Below are 19,645 nucleotides of genomic sequence, written 5' to 3'. Positions count from 1 at the left end.
CTGTAACCGCAAAAAAGCTCAGGGTGTTAAATGCCCTGAGCTTTTTTATATGCTTTTATTTCTATTTCAAACCGAGCTTGATACCCCTGCCGGCTGATTAACATAGTGTACGCTTGAGCCAAAGGGAGCCGGTTTGGCTGTTTCTACCCGGAAATCCGGATAGTCTTCCTGAATCGCCCGTTTCACCTCTTCGCCTTTGCCGCTTGGTACGAAGCAGAGAATGGTCGGGCCGGCGCCGCTTAACGCAGCCCCGTAGGCCCCGTACTGGCGGATGCCGCTGAGCATTTCCTCGAGGCCGGGGACCATATCCGCTCGGTACGGATGGTGAAAAACATCCCGCACCATCATTTCACCGGCCATTTTCCAGTCTTCTTTTATAATAGCCGCAACCAGCACGTTACTTACGGCGCTTCCGTGAATAGCTGTTGCGTAAGGAAGTTCGGAAGGAAGTGCTCCCCTCGCTTCTTTAGTCAGAAGCTCATTGTCCGGAATGGCAAGCACGAGATCCACATCCGGGACCCCGCAGTGCATCACATGTGTTTTTTCCTCTCCGTAGGCCCCGACGATCAGGCCGCCATACAGCGAGGGCCCAACGTTGTCCGGGTGCCCTTCCCATCCGCTTGCAAACTGCATTTTTTCTTCCTTCGACCGGTGCAGCCCGGCCATTTCGTCTGCCAGTTCAATACCGGCAATAATTGCCGAAGCACTGCTCCCAAGTCCTCTTGCGAGCGGGATATCACTTACCATTTCCACGCGGCAGGGGGACAGTTCCACATCGTATTCAGCTGCGTAAGCTGTCGCCGCCTGATAAACAAGATTATCTTCTTTGCTTGGCAGGCTGCTGAGCTCGGATGAATTCGAGAAAAATTCCCACTCCTCCGCCCGGTCGATGTAAAGCGTAAGATAGCGGTTGACTGCTACTCCTACAGAATCAAACCCTGGTCCTAAATTCGCTGAACTGGCCGGCACAGTGATCGACAATCTTTTATCAGCCACGAACGACTCCTCCCTTGATATGCTCCATAAACGCTTCTTCATTATTTGGAATAACCGTTGGTTTCACCGTCACTTTATCAATCGCTGTACTCGGGTCTTTTAGTCCGTTTCCAGTGAGGACGCAGACGACCGAAGAACCTTTTTTGATTTTTCCGCTGTCGATCTGTTTTTTCAGTCCCGCCAGTGAAGCACAGGAAGCTGGTTCTGCAAAAACGCCTTCTGTTTTGGCAAGCAGCTGATAAGCTTCAACAATCTCATCGTCTGTGACCATATCAATGCGGCCGTCTGACTCTTCTGTCACCCGGATGGCTTTATCCCAGCTTGCCGGATTACCGATGCGTATAGCCGTAGCGATCGTTTCCGGATCTTTGACGACTTCACCGCGTACGATGGCGGCTGCCCCTTCTGCTTCAAAGCCAAGCATGTTCGGCAGGCCGGTCTGGTGCTGCTCATGGTACTCTTTAAATCCTTTCCAGTAAGCCGTGATGTTTCCGGCATTCCCCACCGGGATGCAGAGGGCATCCGGTGCTTTTCCGAGCGCTTCACACACTTCATACGCAGCCGTTTTCTGGCCTTCAATACGATAAGGGTTCACAGAATTCACGAGCGTGATCGGTTCTTTTTCACTGATGCTCCGGACGATTTCGAGCGCGTTATCAAAGTTGCCCTGGATTTCAAACACTTCGGCTCCGTACATAACGGCTTGAGCCAGCTTCCCGAGCGCAATTTTCCCTTCCGGAATTACAACGATCGTGCGGAGGCCGGCTCTCGTACCATAGGCAGCTGCCGCTGCAGAGGTATTTCCTGTGGAAGCACAGATAATAGCTTTACTTCCCTCTTCTTTCGCTTTCGCTACCGCCATCACCATTCCCCGGTCTTTAAACGAGCCCGTCGGGTTGGTACCTTCTGTCTTCACGTGAATGTTCACGCCCCACTCTTCCGACAGGCGTTCAAGTGGTATTAACGGCGTATTACCTTCATTCAGGGAAAGCGCCGGCGTGTTTTCTGTTACTGGTAAAAAATCTTTGTACTGCTTTAAAAGTCCCTGCCAAGCACTCATTTAGCTTCCTCCCTCTACACGGTAGCTGCTTTTAATATCTATCACAACATCAAGACTGTTTAACGCCTTTTGAAGCCGCTTGTATACATCGAGTGATGTTGTATGCGTAATAATGACAATTTCTGCGGTATTCACCATTCCTTCCACTGGCCATTGCACGAGGCGTTCAAAGCTTACATCCTCTTCAGCGAAAATCGAGGTGAGGGCTGCGAAAGTACCGGTGGCGTCTTTTACGTGCAGGCGGAGAAAGTATTTCGAAAATACTTCGTTATCCGGTTTGATATGCTTTTCATTCAGCGGCTCTCCGACATGCTGGCCGCTGACGCCAAGGCGCATATTGCGTACAGAAGTGACAAGATCCGAAACAACCGCTGTTGCAGTTGGAAGCGCTCCAGCTCCCGGACCGTAAAACATCGTCTCTCCCACCGCTTCACCGTAAATGTACACAGCGTTGTATTCGTTTTGCACCGAGGACAGCGGGTGGTCGTTTGGCAGCATCATCGGCTGCACAGCAAGCTCCACCTTCCCGTTTTTCCGTTCAGCCAGGCCGATCAGCTTTAACGTATAGCCCATCTGCCGGCAGTAGGCAAGGTCATCTGTTGTAATGGACGTAATGCCTTCAACGGTAACGTCCGAAAGCTCCACATTCATGGAAAAGCCGAGGTTCGCCAGAATAGCTACTTTTCTGGCAGCATCCAGACCTTCGACATCTGCGGTAGGATCGCTTTCTGCAAATCCAAGCTCCTGCGCTTCAAGCAGGACTTCCTGGTAAGGACGGTCGTCCTGGCTCATTTTCGTCAGCACGTAGTTGGTCGTGCCGTTCACGATACCCATCATTTTTGTAATCCGGTCGGAAGCAAGTCCTTCCGTAAGGCCCCGCAGTACCGGTATTCCCCCGGCTACGCTCGCTTCATAAAACAGATCGCTGTGGTTGTCTGCCGCGATTTTTAACAGCTCTGCCCCGTGGAGGGCCATCAAGTCTTTATTTGCAGTAACAACGCTTTTGCCCTGCTGCAGTGCCTGGGTAATATACTTTCTTGCCTGGTCCACACTCCCCATCACTTCAATAACCGTGTGAATCTCAGGGTCGCGGAGCACGTCATCTGCCTCCAGCGTCAGCTGATCTTCCCGCAAACTCACCTGACCGGTCCTTGGTTTTTCCAAATCACGAACCAGTGCTTTTTTTAAAAACACATCAGCACCCACCTGGTGCTGAAGCTCTTGTTTATGCTCTTCAAGCAGTTGAGCCACACCGGCTCCAACCGTTCCAAATCCAAGCATACCTACGGCGATTTTTTCCATTCCTGCTACACTCCTAACTCCCTCTAAAACCTTTATTACGTTCTTTATTTATATAATGTTTATTTTAGGTAAACAAATGTCTTTCTATAAAGGACATTATAACGATATTATTTTCAACTCGCAACCATTACAGCAAAAAAAGCTATAGATAATCAGCCCATTCTGCCAGTGTTTCCACCTGATAGGCCGGAGGAATCTCTTTACCCGCTGCCGCTTCCCTGCTTGTAACTCCTGTGTTCACATGAATGGTATCTATTCCTGCCCGCACCCCGGCGAGAATATCGGTATCATAATTGTCCCCGATTAACGCCACCTCATCTTTGGACAGGCCGAGCGCCTGCATCGCCATGTCCACCATAATAGGCTGTGGCTTGCCGATAAAGACCGGATTTTGCTGTGCGGCTGTCGTAACGACTGAAGTGAGCGCCCCGTTGCCAGGATGAAAGCCCTGCTCGGTGGGGACAGCGGCATCTTCATTAGTGGATATGAACATGGCGCCGTTTCGTACCGCTACCGTCGCCTTGCTCAGTTTATCGTATGTAATGCTGCGGTCGAGCCCCATTACGACAGCATCAGGATTGGTTTCCGTAAGACGGAAGCCGTAATCCTCCAACGCTTCCTGAAGCCCCTGCTCCCCAACTACATACACTCTGGCAGAAGGCGCCTGCTCATGTAAGTATCTGGCTGTTGCAAGCGACGTTGTCATCACCTGGTCTGCCACGCACTTCACTCCCATGCCCGCCAGTCGTTCAGCCACTGTTTTTGGGGCTGAGGTGGAGTTGTTGGTCATATACAAATGCGGGATACCTTTATCGTGAAGCTGATTCACAAACCGCACAGCTTCCGGGATTGGTTCGCTGCCCCGGTACATAGTCCCGTCCAGATCAATTAAATATGCTTTATACTTTTTCATGGCCGTTCGCCTCCTTTATTCCTGTGTATCCTTCTCCTCGGGCAGGAAGGCAGATACCGGCCCGAGCTCCTCCTCAAGATAATTTCTTACCGACGGGCTTACCTTCTCCACAGCGGGCTCCGCTTCCTCAAGCACCTGTTTGATTTCGGCAGATTCAATAGCAGTAAATTCCTGCACGAGCTTTTTCCGGAATGCCACCAGCGGTTTCAGTCGGCTGATCACTTCAGATTCGAGCACCCGTTCGTCTTCAAGAATATCGAGAATATCTTCATAGCTGCCCGGATCCCTCATAATAAAACCATCAATCATCTGATTGCCGACGTCTATCAGCGCTTCAATCCATCCGTGCGCGAGCCTTTCGAGCGCCAGCTGCGTGCCTGCTGTGCTTTCCTCCCGGACCTGCTTATATATACGCCCGAGCTGCTCCATATACTGCAGGCGGTCTTCAATTTGTTTTCGGTCTACAAAATACATTTCTCTGCCTCCTTTTCTCATTCTCCATGGTAGCATATCTAACCGCTTCTGCAGATAAAACCGCCGCTGAAGACGGCCCATAAATATGGTACGATGGTTAAGCATTTTGCAGACTTTACATATGCATTTTCTTACAGGAAAGGATGAAATCTATTTATGGATAGAGAATTGGCGCTTGAAATTGTACGTGTCACAGAGGCTGCTGCCGTTTCTTCGGCCCAGTGGCTTGGACGCGGAAGAAAAATAGAAGCGGATGATGCTGCTACGACTTCGATGAGGTCCATGTTTGACTCTGTGCACTGCCGCGGAACGGTCGTTATCGGGGAAGGGGAACTCGACGAAGCACCCATGCTATATATCGGAGAAGAAGTGGGAGACGGGGAAGGGCCTGAGGTTGATATCGCTGTTGACCCGCTCGAAGGAACAAATATCGTTGCGAGCGGCCGGGCCAACGCTGTCGCTGTCATTGCCATCGGGGACCGCGGCACACTGCTTCATGCACCGGACATGTATATGGAAAAAATCGCGGTCGGGCCGAAAGCTGCGGGGAACGTCCGCCTGGATGACCCGATCGAGACTACCATCGATACGATTGCTAAAACAAGCAACAAACGGGTCCGGGACGTAACGGTTATTATCCAGGACCGCGAGCGTCATCAGCAGCTCATCGACCGTGTCCGGGCCAAAGGGGCGCGGGTGAAGCTGTTTGGCGACGGGGATGTAGGAGCTTCCATCGCAGCTGCGCTTCCGCGCACCGGCATTGATTTATTCCTTGGCACCGGTGGAGCTCCGGAAGGCGTCATCTCAGCTGCCGCTATTAAAGCACTCGGCGGGGATATGCAGGCCCGCCTTGTACCCTCAGATGCCGAAGAGGAAGAGCGCTGCAGAGTCATGGGAATTACGGACACGAGCAAGGTGCTTCAATTGTCTGATCTCGTTAAAGGCGACGATGCTATCTTCGCAGCGACCGGCGTTTCAAGCGGTGAACTGCTTGACGGAGTCCGTTTTCTTGGAGGGGATCTTGCCGAAACAGACTCCATCGTCATGCGAGCCAAAACCCGTACTGTCCGCTACATTAAAGCCCAGCATCACCTTGACTACAAACCTCACCTTCTTGCTGAAGAATAAACAAAAACCCCCGGCGCCGGGGGTTTTTACGTTACGGATTCTTCTGCTTCTTCCTCGTTTTCTTCCTTTTGCTCCTGACGGACCTTTTTTAATACAAAATAGGCACAGCCAAAATTACAGTACTCCAGCAAGTAATCTTCAAGGGTACCGATTTTAAAATCGTGGGGGACTTTTTTGCGGTCGTTTTCAAAAAAGCCGCGCATGCGGAGCTGCTCATGCCCCCAGTCCCCAACGACATAGTCATACTTGTTCAGCACTTCGCTGTAACGTTCTTTAAACGCTTCTTCACTCCAGCCATCCCGAAAATCTTCGAGCAGTTCATAACGCTGTCCCTGAACTCGAATCAATGAGCTCCCCTCCTTTGCAGAGGCCGGCCCTTCCAAAAGAAAAACCAGCATCCGAAAAGAGGAACTGGTTTTTCCAGGGACGGTCTCTAATTTATTGATACTTGCTTGCTTCCATTTGTACCTGTGCTTCGTTCACCTGCTCGTCAGCATGGTAGGAAGAACGGACAAGAGGACCGGATTCACAGTGACTGAATCCTTTTGTCATTGCAATTTCTTTCAGCTCCGCAAATTCCTCCGGCGTATAATATCTTTGTACTTTTAAATGCTTTTTCGTCGGCTGCAGATACTGCCCGATCGTCATGATATCAACGTCGTGTGCCCGCAGATCATCCATAGCCTGAATGATTTCCTCTTTTGTTTCTCCGAGACCGACCATCAGGCTCGATTTGGTTGGAATATCCGGATGAAGCTCTTTGGAATACTGAAGGAAATCAAGGGAACGACGATATTTTGCCCGGGCGCGCACCCGCGGCGTCAACCGTTCCACTGTTTCAATATTGTGGTTCAGAATGTTCGGCCTTGCTTCCATTAAAATGTCCAGGTTTTCCGGGGTACCGGACATGTCTGATGGCAGCACTTCGATTGTCGTAACCGGATTTTTCCGGCGGACGGCACGGATCGTTTCGGCAAATACTTCCGAGCCGCCATCTTTAAGGTCATCTCTTGCTACGGCTGTAATAACGACATGCTTCAGCCCCATTTGTTCAACGGAATCCGCGACACGTTCAGGCTCGCCCCAGTCCAGTTCGTTTGGAAGACCGGTTTTAACAGCGCAGAAACGACAGCCGCGCGTACAGGTGTCACCGAGGATCATGAATGTAGCCGTCTTTCTGACTGCCCAGCACTCGTGGATGTTCGGGCATCTGGCTTCTTCACATACCGTGTGAAGATTTTTCTCCCGCATCATTTTTTTCAGCCCTTTGTAGGACTCGTTGGTGTTTAGTTTTATTTTCAGCCATTCCGGCTTGCGGATGTATTCTTCCGTTTTTGCCATGATGCTCTCACTCCCAGTTATGAATAATAAAATGCCTGTTTGCGCTCTATCTGTAGTATATGTTTGATTAGACTGGCCAGTTTTTACTGTTTTCCTCTATACTTTAACACGTTCCACAGGTTCAGACAATTCATAGACGTCCTTCTATACCACCCACAAATCCGTCAGCAGCCGGGAACAATCAAAAGACAGCAAACAAAAAGCAGCCCGGCTGCCTGCTCCCGGGCTGCTTCATTTTATTTTTGTTTCGAGGCTTTTTTTGCATTTAAAAGACTTGCCACAAGACCGCCCCATATAATAACCATTCCTACGACCATTGTTATAATTGCTCCGGCTGTCAATTTACTCAGCCTCCTCTTTGGATAAGCCTTTCCAGCGTATGAGGGACATAATAATACCTGCCGCTAAAGCAGCCAGGGCCACAGCCCATCCGCTGGCGAAAATAAATCCGTCTGTATACCCAGCGTAATTCCCATTTTCGGTATCAAACTGCTTTAGAATATTTTGCAGGAATAAATCAATCATCATATAACCAAGCACAATTGGCGTAATGACACCAAGACATACTTTCCACCAGCCGCCAAGGCGGATATCAGAAATTGCGTTGGCGTGCTGTTGAAATTCCGGCAGCTTGCGGAGCACCCAGGCAATCAATACTACTTCCACCAGGCCAAGCAGAGCCACGCCGAACTGATTGATAAAGTAATCGGCTGCGTCAAGGAAGTTCAGGCCGCCACGGGTAGCAAATATCAGGGAGCACAGTGCCGCTGCACCGCCACCGATACCGACTGCTTTCCCGCGCGTCCAGCCGAATTTTTCCTGCAGGCCTTTAATGTACGTTTCGGAAATAGAAATAAGTGATGATAATCCGGCCAGGGCGAGCGACAGGAAGAAAAGAACACCAAACAGGCCGCTGAGCGCAGGAAATTCACTGATGATCTGCGGAAAGACAACAAACGCAAGTCCGACACCGCCGGCTACCACTTCTTCTACTCCCACGTCCAGCTGCTGGGCCATGAACCCGAGAGCTGAAAAGACGCCAATCCCGGCCAGCAGCTCAAAGCTGGAGTTACTAAAGCCAGTAATAAAGGCATTGTTTGTAATGTCTGATTTTTTCGGCAGATAACTGGAATAGGTGATCATAATCGCAAAAGCGATTGATAAACTAAAGAAAATCTGGCCGTATGCGGCGACCCAGACACCTCCCTGGGTGAGTGCCCCAAAATCCGGTTCAAAGAAAGCCTGAAGCCCTTCTGCCGCTCCCGGAAGAGTGACCGCGCGGATGCAGATAATAAGGAAGATGACGACCAGCGTCGGAATAAAAATCCGGTTCGCCAGTTCAATACCGCGCTGCACCCCTTTAAATAATATACCAAGCGCGATCGCCCAGACGAGGATTAACGGAATAAGCACTCCGATCGTCATGCCGCCGAACTGCCCGGGATCTGCCAGCTGCAGATAGTCGTTAAACAAAAACGCTTCGGTGTCGGCCCCCCAGCTTAAATTGAAAGAAAAAACTGTGTAGGACAGCGACCAGGCGATGATCACAGGATAATATGTAGAAATAACAAATGCTACCGCCACGGCCCACCAGCCGATCCACTCCACATTTTTGTTCATTTTTGAATACGTTCTTGGTGCTGCGCTCCGGTATTTATGACCCATGGTAAATTCCATAATCAAAAGCGGAATACCTGCTGTCAGCAGCGCAAATAAATATGGGACAAAAAACGCGCCGCCGCCGTTTTCAAACGCCGTAGCCGGAAAGCGCCAAATATTTCCGAGCCCGATCGCAGATCCGACTGCTGCCATAATAAAACCCGCACGTGTACCCCACTGTTCTCTTGCAGCCATGAAGCTTCCTCCTTTTTATCTGTTACATGACTATGTGAACATCTGCTGATGCACAACTTTTGTCTGATAATTCATTATATTTATCTTTCTTTGCCTTGTCAAAGTACACGACGGAAAAGTTTTTTATAAACGTTTTTTTCCATCCACCCATTAGTTTCATTTTTTGTAAGTAAATAAAAACAGCCTGCCGCAATTCAAGGACTGCAACAGGACATTTAATGATTTTAAATATTATTTTTTCGTTTGTACGTTACGTAGCGGTGTGGATGCTTGTTTTTTTCATCCACGGGTCCTTCTTCCTTTTCAGCAATCTCCCATTCGGATTCATTCCATTCCGGAAAATACGTATCTCCCGGAACATCGGCGTCAATATGGGTCAGATACATATAAGAAGCGTCCGGCAGCAGTTCTGTAAAAACGCCGCTGCCTCCGATAACGTAATACAGCTTTTCTTCTCCGGCAAGCCGGCGGATTTCTTCAATATCGTTCACCACCTGCGCCCCTTCGTGCGACCAGTCCGTATTACCTGTAATAACAATATTGGTGCGTGACGGGAGCGGCCCGTTCATCGATTCAAACGTTTTCCTTCCCATAATAACAGTCCCGTGCTTTGTTACCTGTTGAAAATGCTTCAAATCAGCAGGGAGATGCCAGGGGAGGTCATTTTTATATCCGATTACCCGGTCGTTTGCGACTGCAGCTACAAATGCGATCATACAGACACCTCTCCTTTGATATGGGGATGCGGGTCGTACCCTTCGAGCGAAAAATCATCAATGGTAAAATCAAAAATGGAATCCACATTCCGGGTGATTTTCATTTCCGGAAGGCTTCGCGGCTCGCGCTCAAGCTGAGTTTTGATTTGTTCCACATGGTTGTTATAAATATGAGCGTCTCCAAATGTATGAATAAACTCTCCAGGCTCAAGGTCACATACGTGCGCGATCATTTGCGTTAAAAGGGCATACGAAGCAATGTTAAACGGCACGCCGAGAAAAATATCTGCGCTCCGCTGGTACAGCTGGCACGACAACTTTCCGTCCTGGACATAGAACTGGAACAGGCAGTGGCACGGCGCAAGCGCCATATCTTCGATTTCTGCTGCGTTCCAGGCGCTGACGATCAGTCTTCTTGAGTCCGGATTCGTTTTGATCGCTTCCACCACGTCGGAAATCTGGTCTACCGTTTTTCCTCCTGCTCCTTCCCAAGACCGCCACTGCTTCCCGTAGATTGGCCCTAAATTGCCTTCTTCGTCTGCCCAGGAGTCCCAGATTTTCACTTTATTTTCTTTCAGGTAGGCAATGTTCGTCTCTCCCTGTAAAAACCAAAGGAGCTCGTGAATAATGGAACGCAGATGCAGCTTTTTTGTGGTGATCACCGGGAAGCCCTGCTGCAGGTCAAAGCGCATCTGCCACCCAAAGGTGCTGATTGTTCCAGTGCCGGTTCTGTCATCTTTTTTTCCGCCATTTTCGAGTACATGACGGCAGAGATCTAAGTATTGTTTCACGTTTGTTCCTCCCTATGTTTGTACTTCAATTGCCGTATGACAGAAGCACCTTCAAGCTTAACAACAAGCTGAAGGCTTTCCATCTGCAGGCGGATGGTCAGGACCCGGCCGTATACTGCTTCACCAGCACATCGGCCAGAATGTCCCGCATCATTTCCGGCATATAGTATTGTTTCGACTCTGCGTTGGACAAGCCGGTGTATAACGGACCGAGCGTAAACATATCAAGCGTGGCCAGCTCATACGTTTCTGCGTGATCAAGCAATTCGTATCCGATCCGGATACTCTGCACCGTCCACTCTCCGTATTCGTAATCCGCTTCTATCTGCATGCCGCTGAATACCATGTGGCCAAGCATCTCCCCGCGGAAGCCAAATCCTTTCAGCGGCAGGCGGATCATTTCCTCTGTAAAAGCTTTCTTCACTACTTCTTCAAGCACGTGCCCTTTCACCGCCACTACGCATGGGTTAATCGGGTGGGGACACAGGCGGTGAATATCCTTTTTCGTCACCGGTCCTGCGGGCAGCGAATGAAGCAGCAGTCCTGAATTCAACATGGATATCTCCGTTTTGCACCACTCCCGCAACCCATCGGCAAGAAGCGAGGCAAATGGAGAATCCTGGGTCCATGACACAGATAATGGCTCTGCAATTTCTGTCACCACTTCATTCATGTCTTTATCTGCTTCGTCCTCAAGCGCCCCCAGAAGCCTTTCAGTGATTGGGGAAGGCTTTAGCCGGCGCATATCCACCGTTCGGCCAACAATGCCCGAGAGGCGCTGTTCCTCCCCTTCAAACTGGAGCTCAAGCTCCCCTGCGTGCGTACCGAATTTGCCGCACTGCGTGATCAATGTATTATCCACCCATTCCGGCTCTTCAAGCAGGTGGTGGGTGTGTGCTCCCAGAATAACATCAAAATCATAGGAGGCAGCGAGCTCCAAATCCTGTGGATAGCCCAGATGCGACATTAAAACCATCACGTCCGACTGTTCCCTGAGCTCGGGCAGAAATGTTTCTATTACATGCTCCGGTTCTGTGATCTTCCAGTCCAGTCCTTCATAAAACGGGTAAAAAGGAACGGTTACGCCGAGCAGGCCGATCCGTATCCCTTCTTTTGTCGTATGGATACTGTATGGCTCCGCCCACCCGGGACGGCGGCCGTCTGTATCAAACAAGTTGGCCAGAAGCACCTGAAATCCGGCTTCATCGTACATATGGTTCAGCTCTTCTTTTGCAAACGTGATGCCTTCATTGTTTCCAACCGCCGCATATTGAATGCCCGCTTCATTCATAAGCTCCACATTACCTTTTCCCCTTGTGGCTTCTGTGACGGCGTGCACCCGGTCAGTATGGTCCCCGAGATCCAGAAGAAGAACTGACTCCCCCCGCTCCTGCCGGAATTTTTCCCGTTCTTTTAAATATGCTGCTGTGCGTGTCCATTGATCCAAATCACTGTGAATGTCGTTTGTGTGGTACAGGTAAACAGAAAAACTGGAGGACAACAGGTTTCACCGCCTTTGTGCTCGTCTCCGCCTGCTGAGGTGCAGAACGAGTGCATTTCATCTTCTTTTATCTTACTACGAATCACGGGTCTCGTCATCAAAGAGCGAAGTTTGTTTTGGAGTAAGCCCTTCGTATTCAATACCGGAAAGCTCCAGCAGCCGGCGTGCATTCGGAGCCGCGTGACGCTCGGAATTGTTATTAAAAATCATGTACACGTCGCTGCTTTGTTTCTGCAGCCTTTCCGCCCGTCCCTGCCATTCCTGAAGCTCTGCATCGGAATAGTTATAGCGGTAGCGCACCTTCCGCCACTCCTGGCCCCGTGCCGGCTTCAGCCACGCATTCTTGTCACGCCCGTGCAGACGAATTAACGTTTTGGAGGACGTGGTGGCCTCCTCCACAATCGGCACCGATCCGCCTTCAATCTGTGGCTCATCCACCACGGAATGGATCCAGTCTTCATTTTTCATGAATTCAAGCGTTTTTTCCCGGAAGCTCGGGTGGAACCATGATTCATGGCGGAACTCAAGGGCGCAGGGGAATTCCTGCAGCTGATCTCTTAAGTAGCGGAGATAGTCCACATTTTCCCTGTTGCATTCAAACCAGGGTGGAAACTGGCACAGCACCATCGCTAATTTGCCTGCTTCTTTCATTGGGCGCACCGACAGGGCGTACTGCTCGAACATTTCCTTTTTTGATTCATATTTACTCGGGCCGCGCTGGTGTCCGGTCATTTCCTGATAGGCCTTCATAATAAATTGAAACGAATCCGGCGTCTCCCGCAGCCATTTATCAATATTTTTCTTCGGCTGAATAGCGTAGAAGGAAGAATCCACTTCTACCGTGGGAAAATATTTACTGTATTCTTTCAGCTTGTCAGTCTGCTTTAATCCTTTTGGATAAAGGGAGTCGTGGTCCCCCCAGCCAGTTAAACCAACGTATATCATCATTTATTCACCTCTCTTTTCTTTTCACGTTCTTCTTTAAAATAAAACAAAAAAACTGCCCTTTTTAGAGCAGTAACAGCTCTTTAAAGGACAGTTCCTATTTTTCGTACAGGGCAGGGAAATTAACCGATCGAGCCTTCCATTTCAAAGCTGATCAAACGGTTCATTTCTACGGCATATTCCATTGGCAGTTCTTTTGTGAACGGCTCAATGAAGCCCATAACGATCATTTCAGTTGCTTCCTGTTCACCAACGCCGCGGCTCATCAGATAGAAGAGCTGCTCTTCTGATACTTTTGATACCGTCGCTTCGTGTTCAAGAGCAATGTTGTTGTTATAAATTTCGTTGTATGGAATCGTATCCGAAGTGGATTCGTTATCCATAATCAACGTATCACATTCGATTTTCGACTTGGAACCGTCGGACTTGCGTCCAAAGTTCGCAATACCGCGGTACGTTACTTTGCCGCCCTGTTTCGAAATGGATTTCGAAACGATGGTGGAAGAACAGTTCGGAGCCAGGTGCATTACTTTTGCGCCTGCATCCTGGTGCTGACCGCGTCCAGCGATAGCGATGGAAAGAACGGTACCTTTCGCACCTTCACCGCGCATAATAATCGATGGATACTTCATCGTCAATTTGGAGCCGATGTTACCGTCAACCCATTCCATCGTGGCACCTTCGTCGGCAACTGCCCGTTTTGTAACGAGGTTGTAAACGTTTGGCGCCCAGTTTTGGATCGTTGTATAACGGCAGTACGCATCTTTTTTCACGATGATTTCAACAACGGCACTGTGCAGGGAATCCGTGGAGTAAACTGGTGCGGTACACCCTTCCACATAATGCACGGAGCTGCCTTCGTCTGCAATGATCAGCGTACGCTCAAACTGTCCCATGTTTTCCGAATTAATCCGGAAATAAGCCTGAAGCGGTGTTTCTACTTTTGCACCTTTTGGTACATAGATAAAGGAACCACCGGACCATACTGCGGAGTTCAGCGCCGAGAATTTGTTGTCAGACGGCGGAATAACTTTCGCAAAGTGCTCACGGAACAATTCTTCGTTTTCTTTCACTGCTGTATCTGTGTCTTTAAACACGATACCCTGATCTTCAAGCTCTTTTTCCATGTTGTGATATACAACTTCGGATTCGTACTGTGCAGATACACCTGCCAGATACTTTTGTTCCGCTTCCGGAATACCAAGCTTGTCGAACGTGTTTTTAATTTCTTCCGGTACTTCGTCCCACGATTTTTCAGAACGCTCGGACGGTTTTACGTAATACGTAATAGCGTCAAAGTCCAGTCCGGAGAGATCGCCGCCCCATTGCGGCATTGGTTTTTTATAGAAGATTTCCAGGGACTTCAGACGGAAGTCAAGCATCCACTGCGGCTCTTCTTTAATTTTAGAAATTTCTTTTACAATTTCGTCTGTGAGGCCTTTACCAGAACGGAAAATAGAAACGTCTTTGTCATGAAAACCATACTGATAGTCTTCACCAATTTCCGGCATTTGTTTTGCCATATGAAAATACCTCCTTAGAGTCGGGAATAAATAATGTCATTCCCGCTGCGTTTCAAGCACGTTACTGTATTATGAACGGTTTTCTTCTTCCACTAAACCTTTTTCCATGGCTTTCCACGCAAGTGTCGCGCATTTAATACGGGCAGGAAACTTCGTCACGCCCTGCAGAGCTTCGATATCGCCAAGGTCGTATTTCGTATCGTCGATCTCTTCGCCCTGCATCAACTGCGAAAACATCTGCGCCATATCCAGTGCTTCTTCGACAGTATGGCCTTTGACAGCCTCTGTCATCATCGAAGCGGAGGACAAGCTGATGGAGCAGCCTTCCCCAACAAATCTTGCATCGGCGATTTTTTCCTCTTCCACTTTCAGCTGAAGCTGGATGCGGTCGCCGCATGTTGGATTGTTCATGTTGACATGAAGTGTTTCTTCCTCCAGGTCACCCTTGTTTCTCGGATTTTTATAGTGATCCATGATGACCTGGCGGTAAAGTGTATCTAAATTATGCGAAGACATCACCGAAATACTCCTTTACTCTTATTAACCCCTCTGCCAAAGCATCAATATCTTCTGTGGAGTTATAAAGATAAAAACTGGCACGGGCGGTAGAAGCTACATCAAGCCACTTCATTAACGGCTGGGCACAGTGATGACCGGCGCGTACCGCAATGCCTTCCGCGTCGAGCACGGTGGCAACATCATGCGGATGCACGTCCTGCACATTGAATGTCACAATGCCAGTGCGTTCCTTCGGTCCGTATATATCCAGGCCGTCCACCGCCGATAACTGCTTCAGCGCGTATTGACCGAGCTCTTTCTCATGAGCAGCAATGTTATCCAGGCCTATCTCTTTCAGGAAATCAATTGCTGCCCCTAAACCAATAGCACCAGCAATGATCGGTGTGCCCCCTTCAAACTTCCACGGGGTTTCCTTCCATGTTGAATCATAGAGCCCTACAAAGTCAATCATTTCGCCGCCAAATTCCACCGGCTCCATATTTTCCAGGAGAGATTTTCTGCCATAGAGAACTCCGATCCCAGTCGGACCGCCCATTTTATGGCCGGAAAAGGCGTAAAAATCCACATCCAGATCCTGCACGTCCACCGTCATGTGTGGCACACTCTGGGCACCGTCGACGACGATGACCGCTCCGTGTTCATGGGCGATAGCGGCGATATCTTTAATGGGATCAACCGTGCCAAGTACGTTTGACACGTGGCTGACCGCAACAATTTTTGTTTTTTCGGAAACGGCCTTGCGTACATTTTCTGCCGTTACCGTTCCGTCTGCTTCGAGCTCCACATAGCGTAGCTGGGCTCCGTTACGTTTAGCTGCCTGCTGCCACGGAATAATATTGGAATGGTGCTCTTTTTCTGTCAGGACGATTTCATCGCCTTCCTGCAGATGAGCATCCCCGTAGCTTGAAGCTACCGTGTTGATACCGATTGTCGTGCCGCGGTTGAAAATGATCTGCTGTGAGGAAGGGGCGTTGATGAAGGAGCGGACTTTTTCCCGTGCTCCTTCGTACTCGTCCGTTGCCATGCTTCCAAGCGTATGCACACCGCGGTGGACATTTGAATTATAGCGGCGGTAATAATCACTGACCGCTTCAATGACCTGCAGCGGTTTTTGGGAAGTTGCCGCCGAGTCAAGATAGACAAGCGGACTTCCGTTTACTTCCTGCTGCAGTATAGGAAACTGTTCACGAATGGCTTTTACATCCATTAGTATACTTTCCTTTCAATAACCTCCGTCAGACGATCTTTCACAGCTTGAATTGGCAGCGCGTCTACTACTGGAGCAAGGAAGCCGTGAATAATAAGGCGTTCTGCTTCTGTCTGCGGAATACCGCGGCTCATCATATAGTAAAGCTGAACCGGATCCACACGGCCTACAGAAGCTGCGTGACCGGCTGTAACGTCGTCCTCATCAATAAGAAGAATCGGGTTCGCGTCGCCGCGGGCACGTTCGCTGAGCATGAGTACACGCTCGGTTTGTTCCCCGTTGGCTTTTGTTGCCCCGTGTTCAATTTTGTTAACGCCGTTAAAGATAGCGGAAGCTTTGTCTTTCATAACGCCGTGAGTCAAAATCTGGCCGTCCGTATTTTTACCAAACTGGATAATATGGGCCCAGAAGTTCTGGCTCTGCTCTCCGCGTCCGATAGCCACAGATTTTTTGTCAGAAGTCGAACCATCGCCTACAAGCGCAGTCGTATTGTCCGATACTGTATTGCCTTCATTCATCTGGCCGAGTGCCCAGTCGATGCTTGCATCTTTGAGCGCGTAGCCGCGACGGTTGGTGTAAACCGTGGTCGCCTTCTCTAAGTGGTCCACGCCGCCGAAGGAAACGTTCGCGCCTTCTTCTGCATAAACTTCTGCAATCGCATTAACCACGGAAGGCGTTTCTGTATCATAAGAAACGTAGTTTTCAAGGTACGTCACTTCGCTGTTCGCTTCGGCTACAATGACCACGTGGTTGAACAGTCCCATATCAGCCTGTTCGAGCCAGTAGATTGTTTGAAGCGGGGCTTCCACCTTTACGTTTTTCGGAACGTAGATGAATGTACCTCCGTTCATGAGCGCCACGTTAAGTGCTGTAAAGCGATGCTCATCCACCTGTACGGCGTTGCCCATGAAATAACGCTCAAGCAGATCGCCGTGCTCAATAGCCGCTGTTGCGATATCTGTGAAAATAACGCCCTGTTCTTCAAGCGTGCTGTTTGTTTCATAAAAAACGGTCTGGCCGTCTCTTTGCACGAGAAGATTCTGCTGTGCAGCGTTTTTATCGATAAGTCCCTGCACCTGTTCGTGCAGTTCCTCAGACGAAGAAAAAGTTTCCTTCGGAGTGCCTTCGTGTTCAAATTCGGTAAAGTTCCATGTTTTAATATTTGTTTTTTCCGGCTTCGGCATTTCCAGCTTTTCTGCTAAACGGCTGGCGCTTAGCCGCTGGTCCTTCAGCCACTTTGGTTCGTTCTGTTTAGCCGAGAAATCTTCAACGTATTTCTCGTCATATTTCCAAGTAGTATCTATAGACATTATTTCGCCTCCCCTGCTGTTAAAATTATTCCTGTGGTTCCCCAACGCGTTCGTTTTCAATGCCGAGTTCTTCCTTAATCCACTCATAGCCTTCGCTTTCGAGACGCTGAGCTAGTTCGGCGCCGCCGGATTTAACGATGCGCCCCTGCATCATGACGTGTACTTTATCCGGAGTAATGTAGTTTAAGAGACGCTGATAGTGAGTGATGATTAAGGCGCCAAAGTCCGGGCTTTTCATGTCATTTACGCCTTTGGAAACGACTTTGAGCGCGTCGATATCAAGACCGGAGTCGATTTCGTCCAGGATAGCGATTTTTGGTTCCATCATGAGAAGCTGAAGAATTTCATTACGCTTTTTCTCACCGCCGGAGAACCCTTCGTTTAAGTAACGCTGGGAGAACGATTCGTCAATTTCAAGCATGTTCATTTTTTCGTCCATCTGGCGGATAAATTTCATCAGCTGGATTTCGTTTCCTTCTCCGCGCTTAGCGTTAATGGCCGAACGCATGAAGTCAGAGTTTGTTACACCGCTCACTTCACTAGGATACTGCATGGCGAGGAAGAGGCCTGCTCTTGCACGCTCGTCAACTTCCATGTCGAGAACGTCTTCTCCATCAAGAGTGATAGTCCCTTTAGTGATTTCATACTTCGGGTGACCCATCACTGCAGAAGCGAGGGTGGATTTACCTGTTCCGTTTGGTCCCATGATTGCGTGAATTTCTCCGCCGTTCATTTCCAGATCGAAACCTTTAATGATTTCAGTACCTTCAATTTCTACGTGCAAATTCTCAATTTTCAAGTTCGGCGTTGCCATTTTGCATACCTCCATATTTTGGAATCAAGCGGAAACCGCTGTTTTTTCTCTATTTATTATAATTATTATTTTATAACAAATGTAAACTGACTTCAAGCAAACTCGCTTTCCATCCCGATATATTTCATTTTTTTGCTACTATATGGCAAAAGATCACACGGGAAATAAATGAGAATACGATCACTTCATTCTCAATAAAAGCGTTCATACAAAAAGGAGGGTGCCTATACAAACCATTTGCAGGAACGACCCTCCCTATTCAATGCTTTTCTTCATTCACTCTTACAGTATACCAAACCTCACTGAGAAGTAAAAAAGGAAAAACTCTTTCAATGAAGATTCTCTTCTGTTTTTCTCTGATATAAAAAGCCGGACTCAGTCAAAGAGTCCGGCCTGACCGCTATTACTGCTCTGCAGGAATGACGGCTCCGTCATATTCTTCTTCAATAAATTCCTGGGTTTCATCCGACTGCAGCACATCTACAAGCGTCTGAATTGTTTCATTGTCTTCATCCTCTGCCCGGGCTGCTACCACATTAACATACGGATTATCCTCCGGACTTTCAAGCGCAATGGCGTCTTCCTGAGGGCTCAAATCTGCATCAATTGCATAATTGGAGTTGATGAATACTGCATCCCCTTCGCCGTTATTGTACACCTGCGGAAGTGTAGCCGCGTCAATGTCCGCCTGGAACTGCAGGTTTTTCGGATTTTCGGCAATATCATCCACTGTTGCTTCAACGCCGGCGCCTTCTTCAAGCGTGAGCACGCCTTCCTGCTCGAGCATCTGCAAAATCCGGCCGTGGTCTGCAACCGAGTTGCTCATAATTATTTCAGCTCCGTCCGGAAGGGCGTCAAGGCTGTCATACTCCTGGGAATAAACACCGATTGGCTCGATGTGAATGCCGCCCATATTGACGAAGTCAAAGTTATCGTTCTCTTCCATCTGGTCTTCAAGGTACGGAATATGCTGAAAATAGTTCGCATCAATTTCTTCAGAAGCAAGTGATTCGTTTGGAACAATATAGTCATTGAACGTTTCGATTTCAAGCTCCACATTTTCTTCTGCCAGCTGGTCTTCGGCAAACTCCAGAATTTCTGCGTGCGGCACACTTGTGGCACCTACAGTAAGTGTCTCTGTTTCTTCCCCGGAGCCACTGCCGGATTCTGAATCAGAGCCGCAGGCTGCAAGCACTGCCGTGGAAAGTAATGAAACGCCGAGTAGTGTTTTTTTCATGAAAAATTCCCCCA

Annotated in this window: 20 protein-coding genes; 1 reads left to right on the top strand and 19 read right to left on the bottom strand. The window is 49.0% G+C overall.

What is annotated here, in order from left to right:
- Positions 1-66: 66 nt before the first annotated feature.
- The 5 genes from thrB to BLV22_RS13415 all read right to left on the bottom strand — a co-directional run bounded on the left by thrB (position 67) and on the right by BLV22_RS13415 (position 4,745).
- A complete protein-coding gene (thrB, locus tag BLV22_RS13435) occupies positions 67-996 on the bottom strand; it encodes a homoserine kinase (protein ID WP_245724105.1) in 930 nt (309 codons plus the stop codon).
- The gene (gene thrC / locus BLV22_RS13430) at positions 989-2,056 is read right to left on the bottom strand and encodes a threonine synthase (protein ID WP_091616396.1); all 1,068 of its coding nucleotides are present in this window, start codon (positions 2,054-2,056) and stop codon (positions 989-991) included. The genes thrB and thrC overlap by 8 nt, the downstream gene beginning before the upstream one ends.
- Entirely contained in the window at positions 2,057-3,358 is a 1,302-nt protein-coding gene (locus tag BLV22_RS13425; RefSeq protein WP_091616394.1) for a homoserine dehydrogenase, read from the bottom strand. It abuts the gene before it with no gap.
- Between the two features lie 142 nt (positions 3,359-3,500).
- Positions 3,501-4,271, bottom strand: coding sequence for a TIGR01457 family HAD-type hydrolase (locus BLV22_RS13420; protein WP_091616391.1), 771 nt, complete (start codon positions 4,269-4,271; stop codon positions 3,501-3,503).
- A gap of 15 nt (positions 4,272-4,286) precedes the next feature.
- Positions 4,287-4,745 carry a DUF86 domain-containing protein gene (locus BLV22_RS13415; protein WP_091616388.1) on the bottom strand — a complete coding sequence of 153 codons (459 nt, stop codon included), beginning with the start codon at positions 4,743-4,745 and terminating at the stop codon, positions 4,287-4,289.
- A gap of 156 nt (positions 4,746-4,901) precedes the next feature.
- On the opposite strand from BLV22_RS13415, the gene glpX reads away from it, so the two are divergent.
- Complete coding sequence (gene glpX, locus BLV22_RS13410; protein ID WP_091616385.1) at positions 4,902-5,873, top strand: class II fructose-bisphosphatase; 972 nt, start codon at positions 4,902-4,904, stop codon at positions 5,871-5,873.
- 26 nt (positions 5,874-5,899) lie between these two features.
- On the opposite strand, the gene BLV22_RS13405 is transcribed toward glpX, so the two are convergent.
- The 14 genes from BLV22_RS13405 to BLV22_RS13340 all read right to left on the bottom strand — a co-directional run bounded on the left by BLV22_RS13405 (position 5,900) and on the right by BLV22_RS13340 (position 19,631).
- A complete protein-coding gene (locus tag BLV22_RS13405) occupies positions 5,900-6,271 on the bottom strand; it encodes a YutD family protein (protein WP_091616383.1) in 372 nt (123 codons plus the stop codon).
- A gap of 40 nt (positions 6,272-6,311) precedes the next feature.
- Positions 6,312-7,235: a lipoyl synthase gene (gene lipA / locus BLV22_RS13400; RefSeq protein ID WP_281241118.1), complete on the bottom strand. Its 924-nt coding sequence runs from the start codon at positions 7,233-7,235 to the stop codon at positions 6,312-6,314.
- Positions 7,236-7,450: 215 nt separating this feature from the next.
- Complete coding sequence (locus BLV22_RS13395) at positions 7,451-7,555, bottom strand: methionine/alanine import family NSS transporter small subunit (RefSeq protein ID WP_022793941.1); 105 nt, start codon at positions 7,553-7,555, stop codon at positions 7,451-7,453.
- 1 nt (position 7,556) lies between these two features.
- Positions 7,557-9,068 carry a sodium-dependent transporter gene (locus BLV22_RS13390; protein WP_091616377.1) on the bottom strand — a complete coding sequence of 504 codons (1,512 nt, stop codon included), beginning with the start codon at positions 9,066-9,068 and terminating at the stop codon, positions 7,557-7,559.
- A 224-nt stretch (positions 9,069-9,292) separates the two neighbouring features.
- On the bottom strand, positions 9,293-9,784 hold the full coding sequence (locus BLV22_RS13385; protein WP_091616374.1) for a dihydrofolate reductase: 492 nt from the start codon (positions 9,782-9,784) through the stop codon (positions 9,293-9,295).
- Entirely contained in the window at positions 9,781-10,575 is a 795-nt protein-coding gene (locus BLV22_RS13380) for a thymidylate synthase (protein ID WP_091616372.1), read from the bottom strand. The genes BLV22_RS13385 and BLV22_RS13380 overlap by 4 nt, the downstream gene beginning before the upstream one ends.
- 97 nt (positions 10,576-10,672) lie before the next feature.
- Entirely contained in the window at positions 10,673-12,076 is a 1,404-nt protein-coding gene (locus BLV22_RS13375; protein ID WP_091616369.1) for a bifunctional metallophosphatase/5'-nucleotidase, read from the bottom strand.
- Between the two features lie 75 nt (positions 12,077-12,151).
- Positions 12,152-13,021 (bottom strand): DUF72 domain-containing protein, encoded by an 870-nt coding sequence (locus BLV22_RS13370; RefSeq protein ID WP_091616664.1) that lies wholly within the window; start codon positions 13,019-13,021, stop codon positions 12,152-12,154.
- Positions 13,022-13,143: 122 nt separating this feature from the next.
- Positions 13,144-14,544, bottom strand: a complete 1,401-nt coding sequence (gene sufB / locus BLV22_RS13365) for a Fe-S cluster assembly protein SufB (RefSeq protein ID WP_091616367.1) — start codon at positions 14,542-14,544, stop codon at positions 13,144-13,146.
- 69 nt (positions 14,545-14,613) lie between these two features.
- Complete coding sequence (gene sufU, locus BLV22_RS13360; RefSeq protein WP_091616365.1) at positions 14,614-15,060, bottom strand: Fe-S cluster assembly sulfur transfer protein SufU; 447 nt, start codon at positions 15,058-15,060, stop codon at positions 14,614-14,616.
- Positions 15,047-16,270 (bottom strand): cysteine desulfurase, encoded by a 1,224-nt coding sequence (locus tag BLV22_RS13355; protein ID WP_091616363.1) that lies wholly within the window; start codon positions 16,268-16,270, stop codon positions 15,047-15,049. Before BLV22_RS13355 ends, sufU begins: the two co-directional genes overlap by 14 nt.
- The gene (gene sufD, locus BLV22_RS13350; protein WP_091616360.1) at positions 16,270-17,580 is read right to left on the bottom strand and encodes a Fe-S cluster assembly protein SufD; all 1,311 of its coding nucleotides are present in this window, start codon (positions 17,578-17,580) and stop codon (positions 16,270-16,272) included. The genes BLV22_RS13355 and sufD overlap by 1 nt, the downstream gene beginning before the upstream one ends.
- A 25-nt stretch (positions 17,581-17,605) precedes the next feature.
- A complete protein-coding gene (gene sufC, locus BLV22_RS13345; RefSeq protein WP_091616359.1) occupies positions 17,606-18,394 on the bottom strand; it encodes a Fe-S cluster assembly ATPase SufC in 789 nt (262 codons plus the stop codon).
- 403 nt (positions 18,395-18,797) lie between these two features.
- Positions 18,798-19,631, bottom strand: coding sequence for a MetQ/NlpA family ABC transporter substrate-binding protein (locus BLV22_RS13340; RefSeq protein WP_091616357.1), 834 nt, complete (start codon positions 19,629-19,631; stop codon positions 18,798-18,800).
- Between the last annotated feature and the right edge of the window lie 14 nt (positions 19,632-19,645).

The organism is Marinococcus luteus (assembly GCF_900106595.1).
Taxonomy (GTDB): domain Bacteria; phylum Bacillota; class Bacilli; order Bacillales; family Marinococcaceae; genus Marinococcus; species Marinococcus luteus.
Note: the sequence above shows the minus strand (reverse complement) of the source record. Positions and strands in the feature narration are given on the sequence as shown.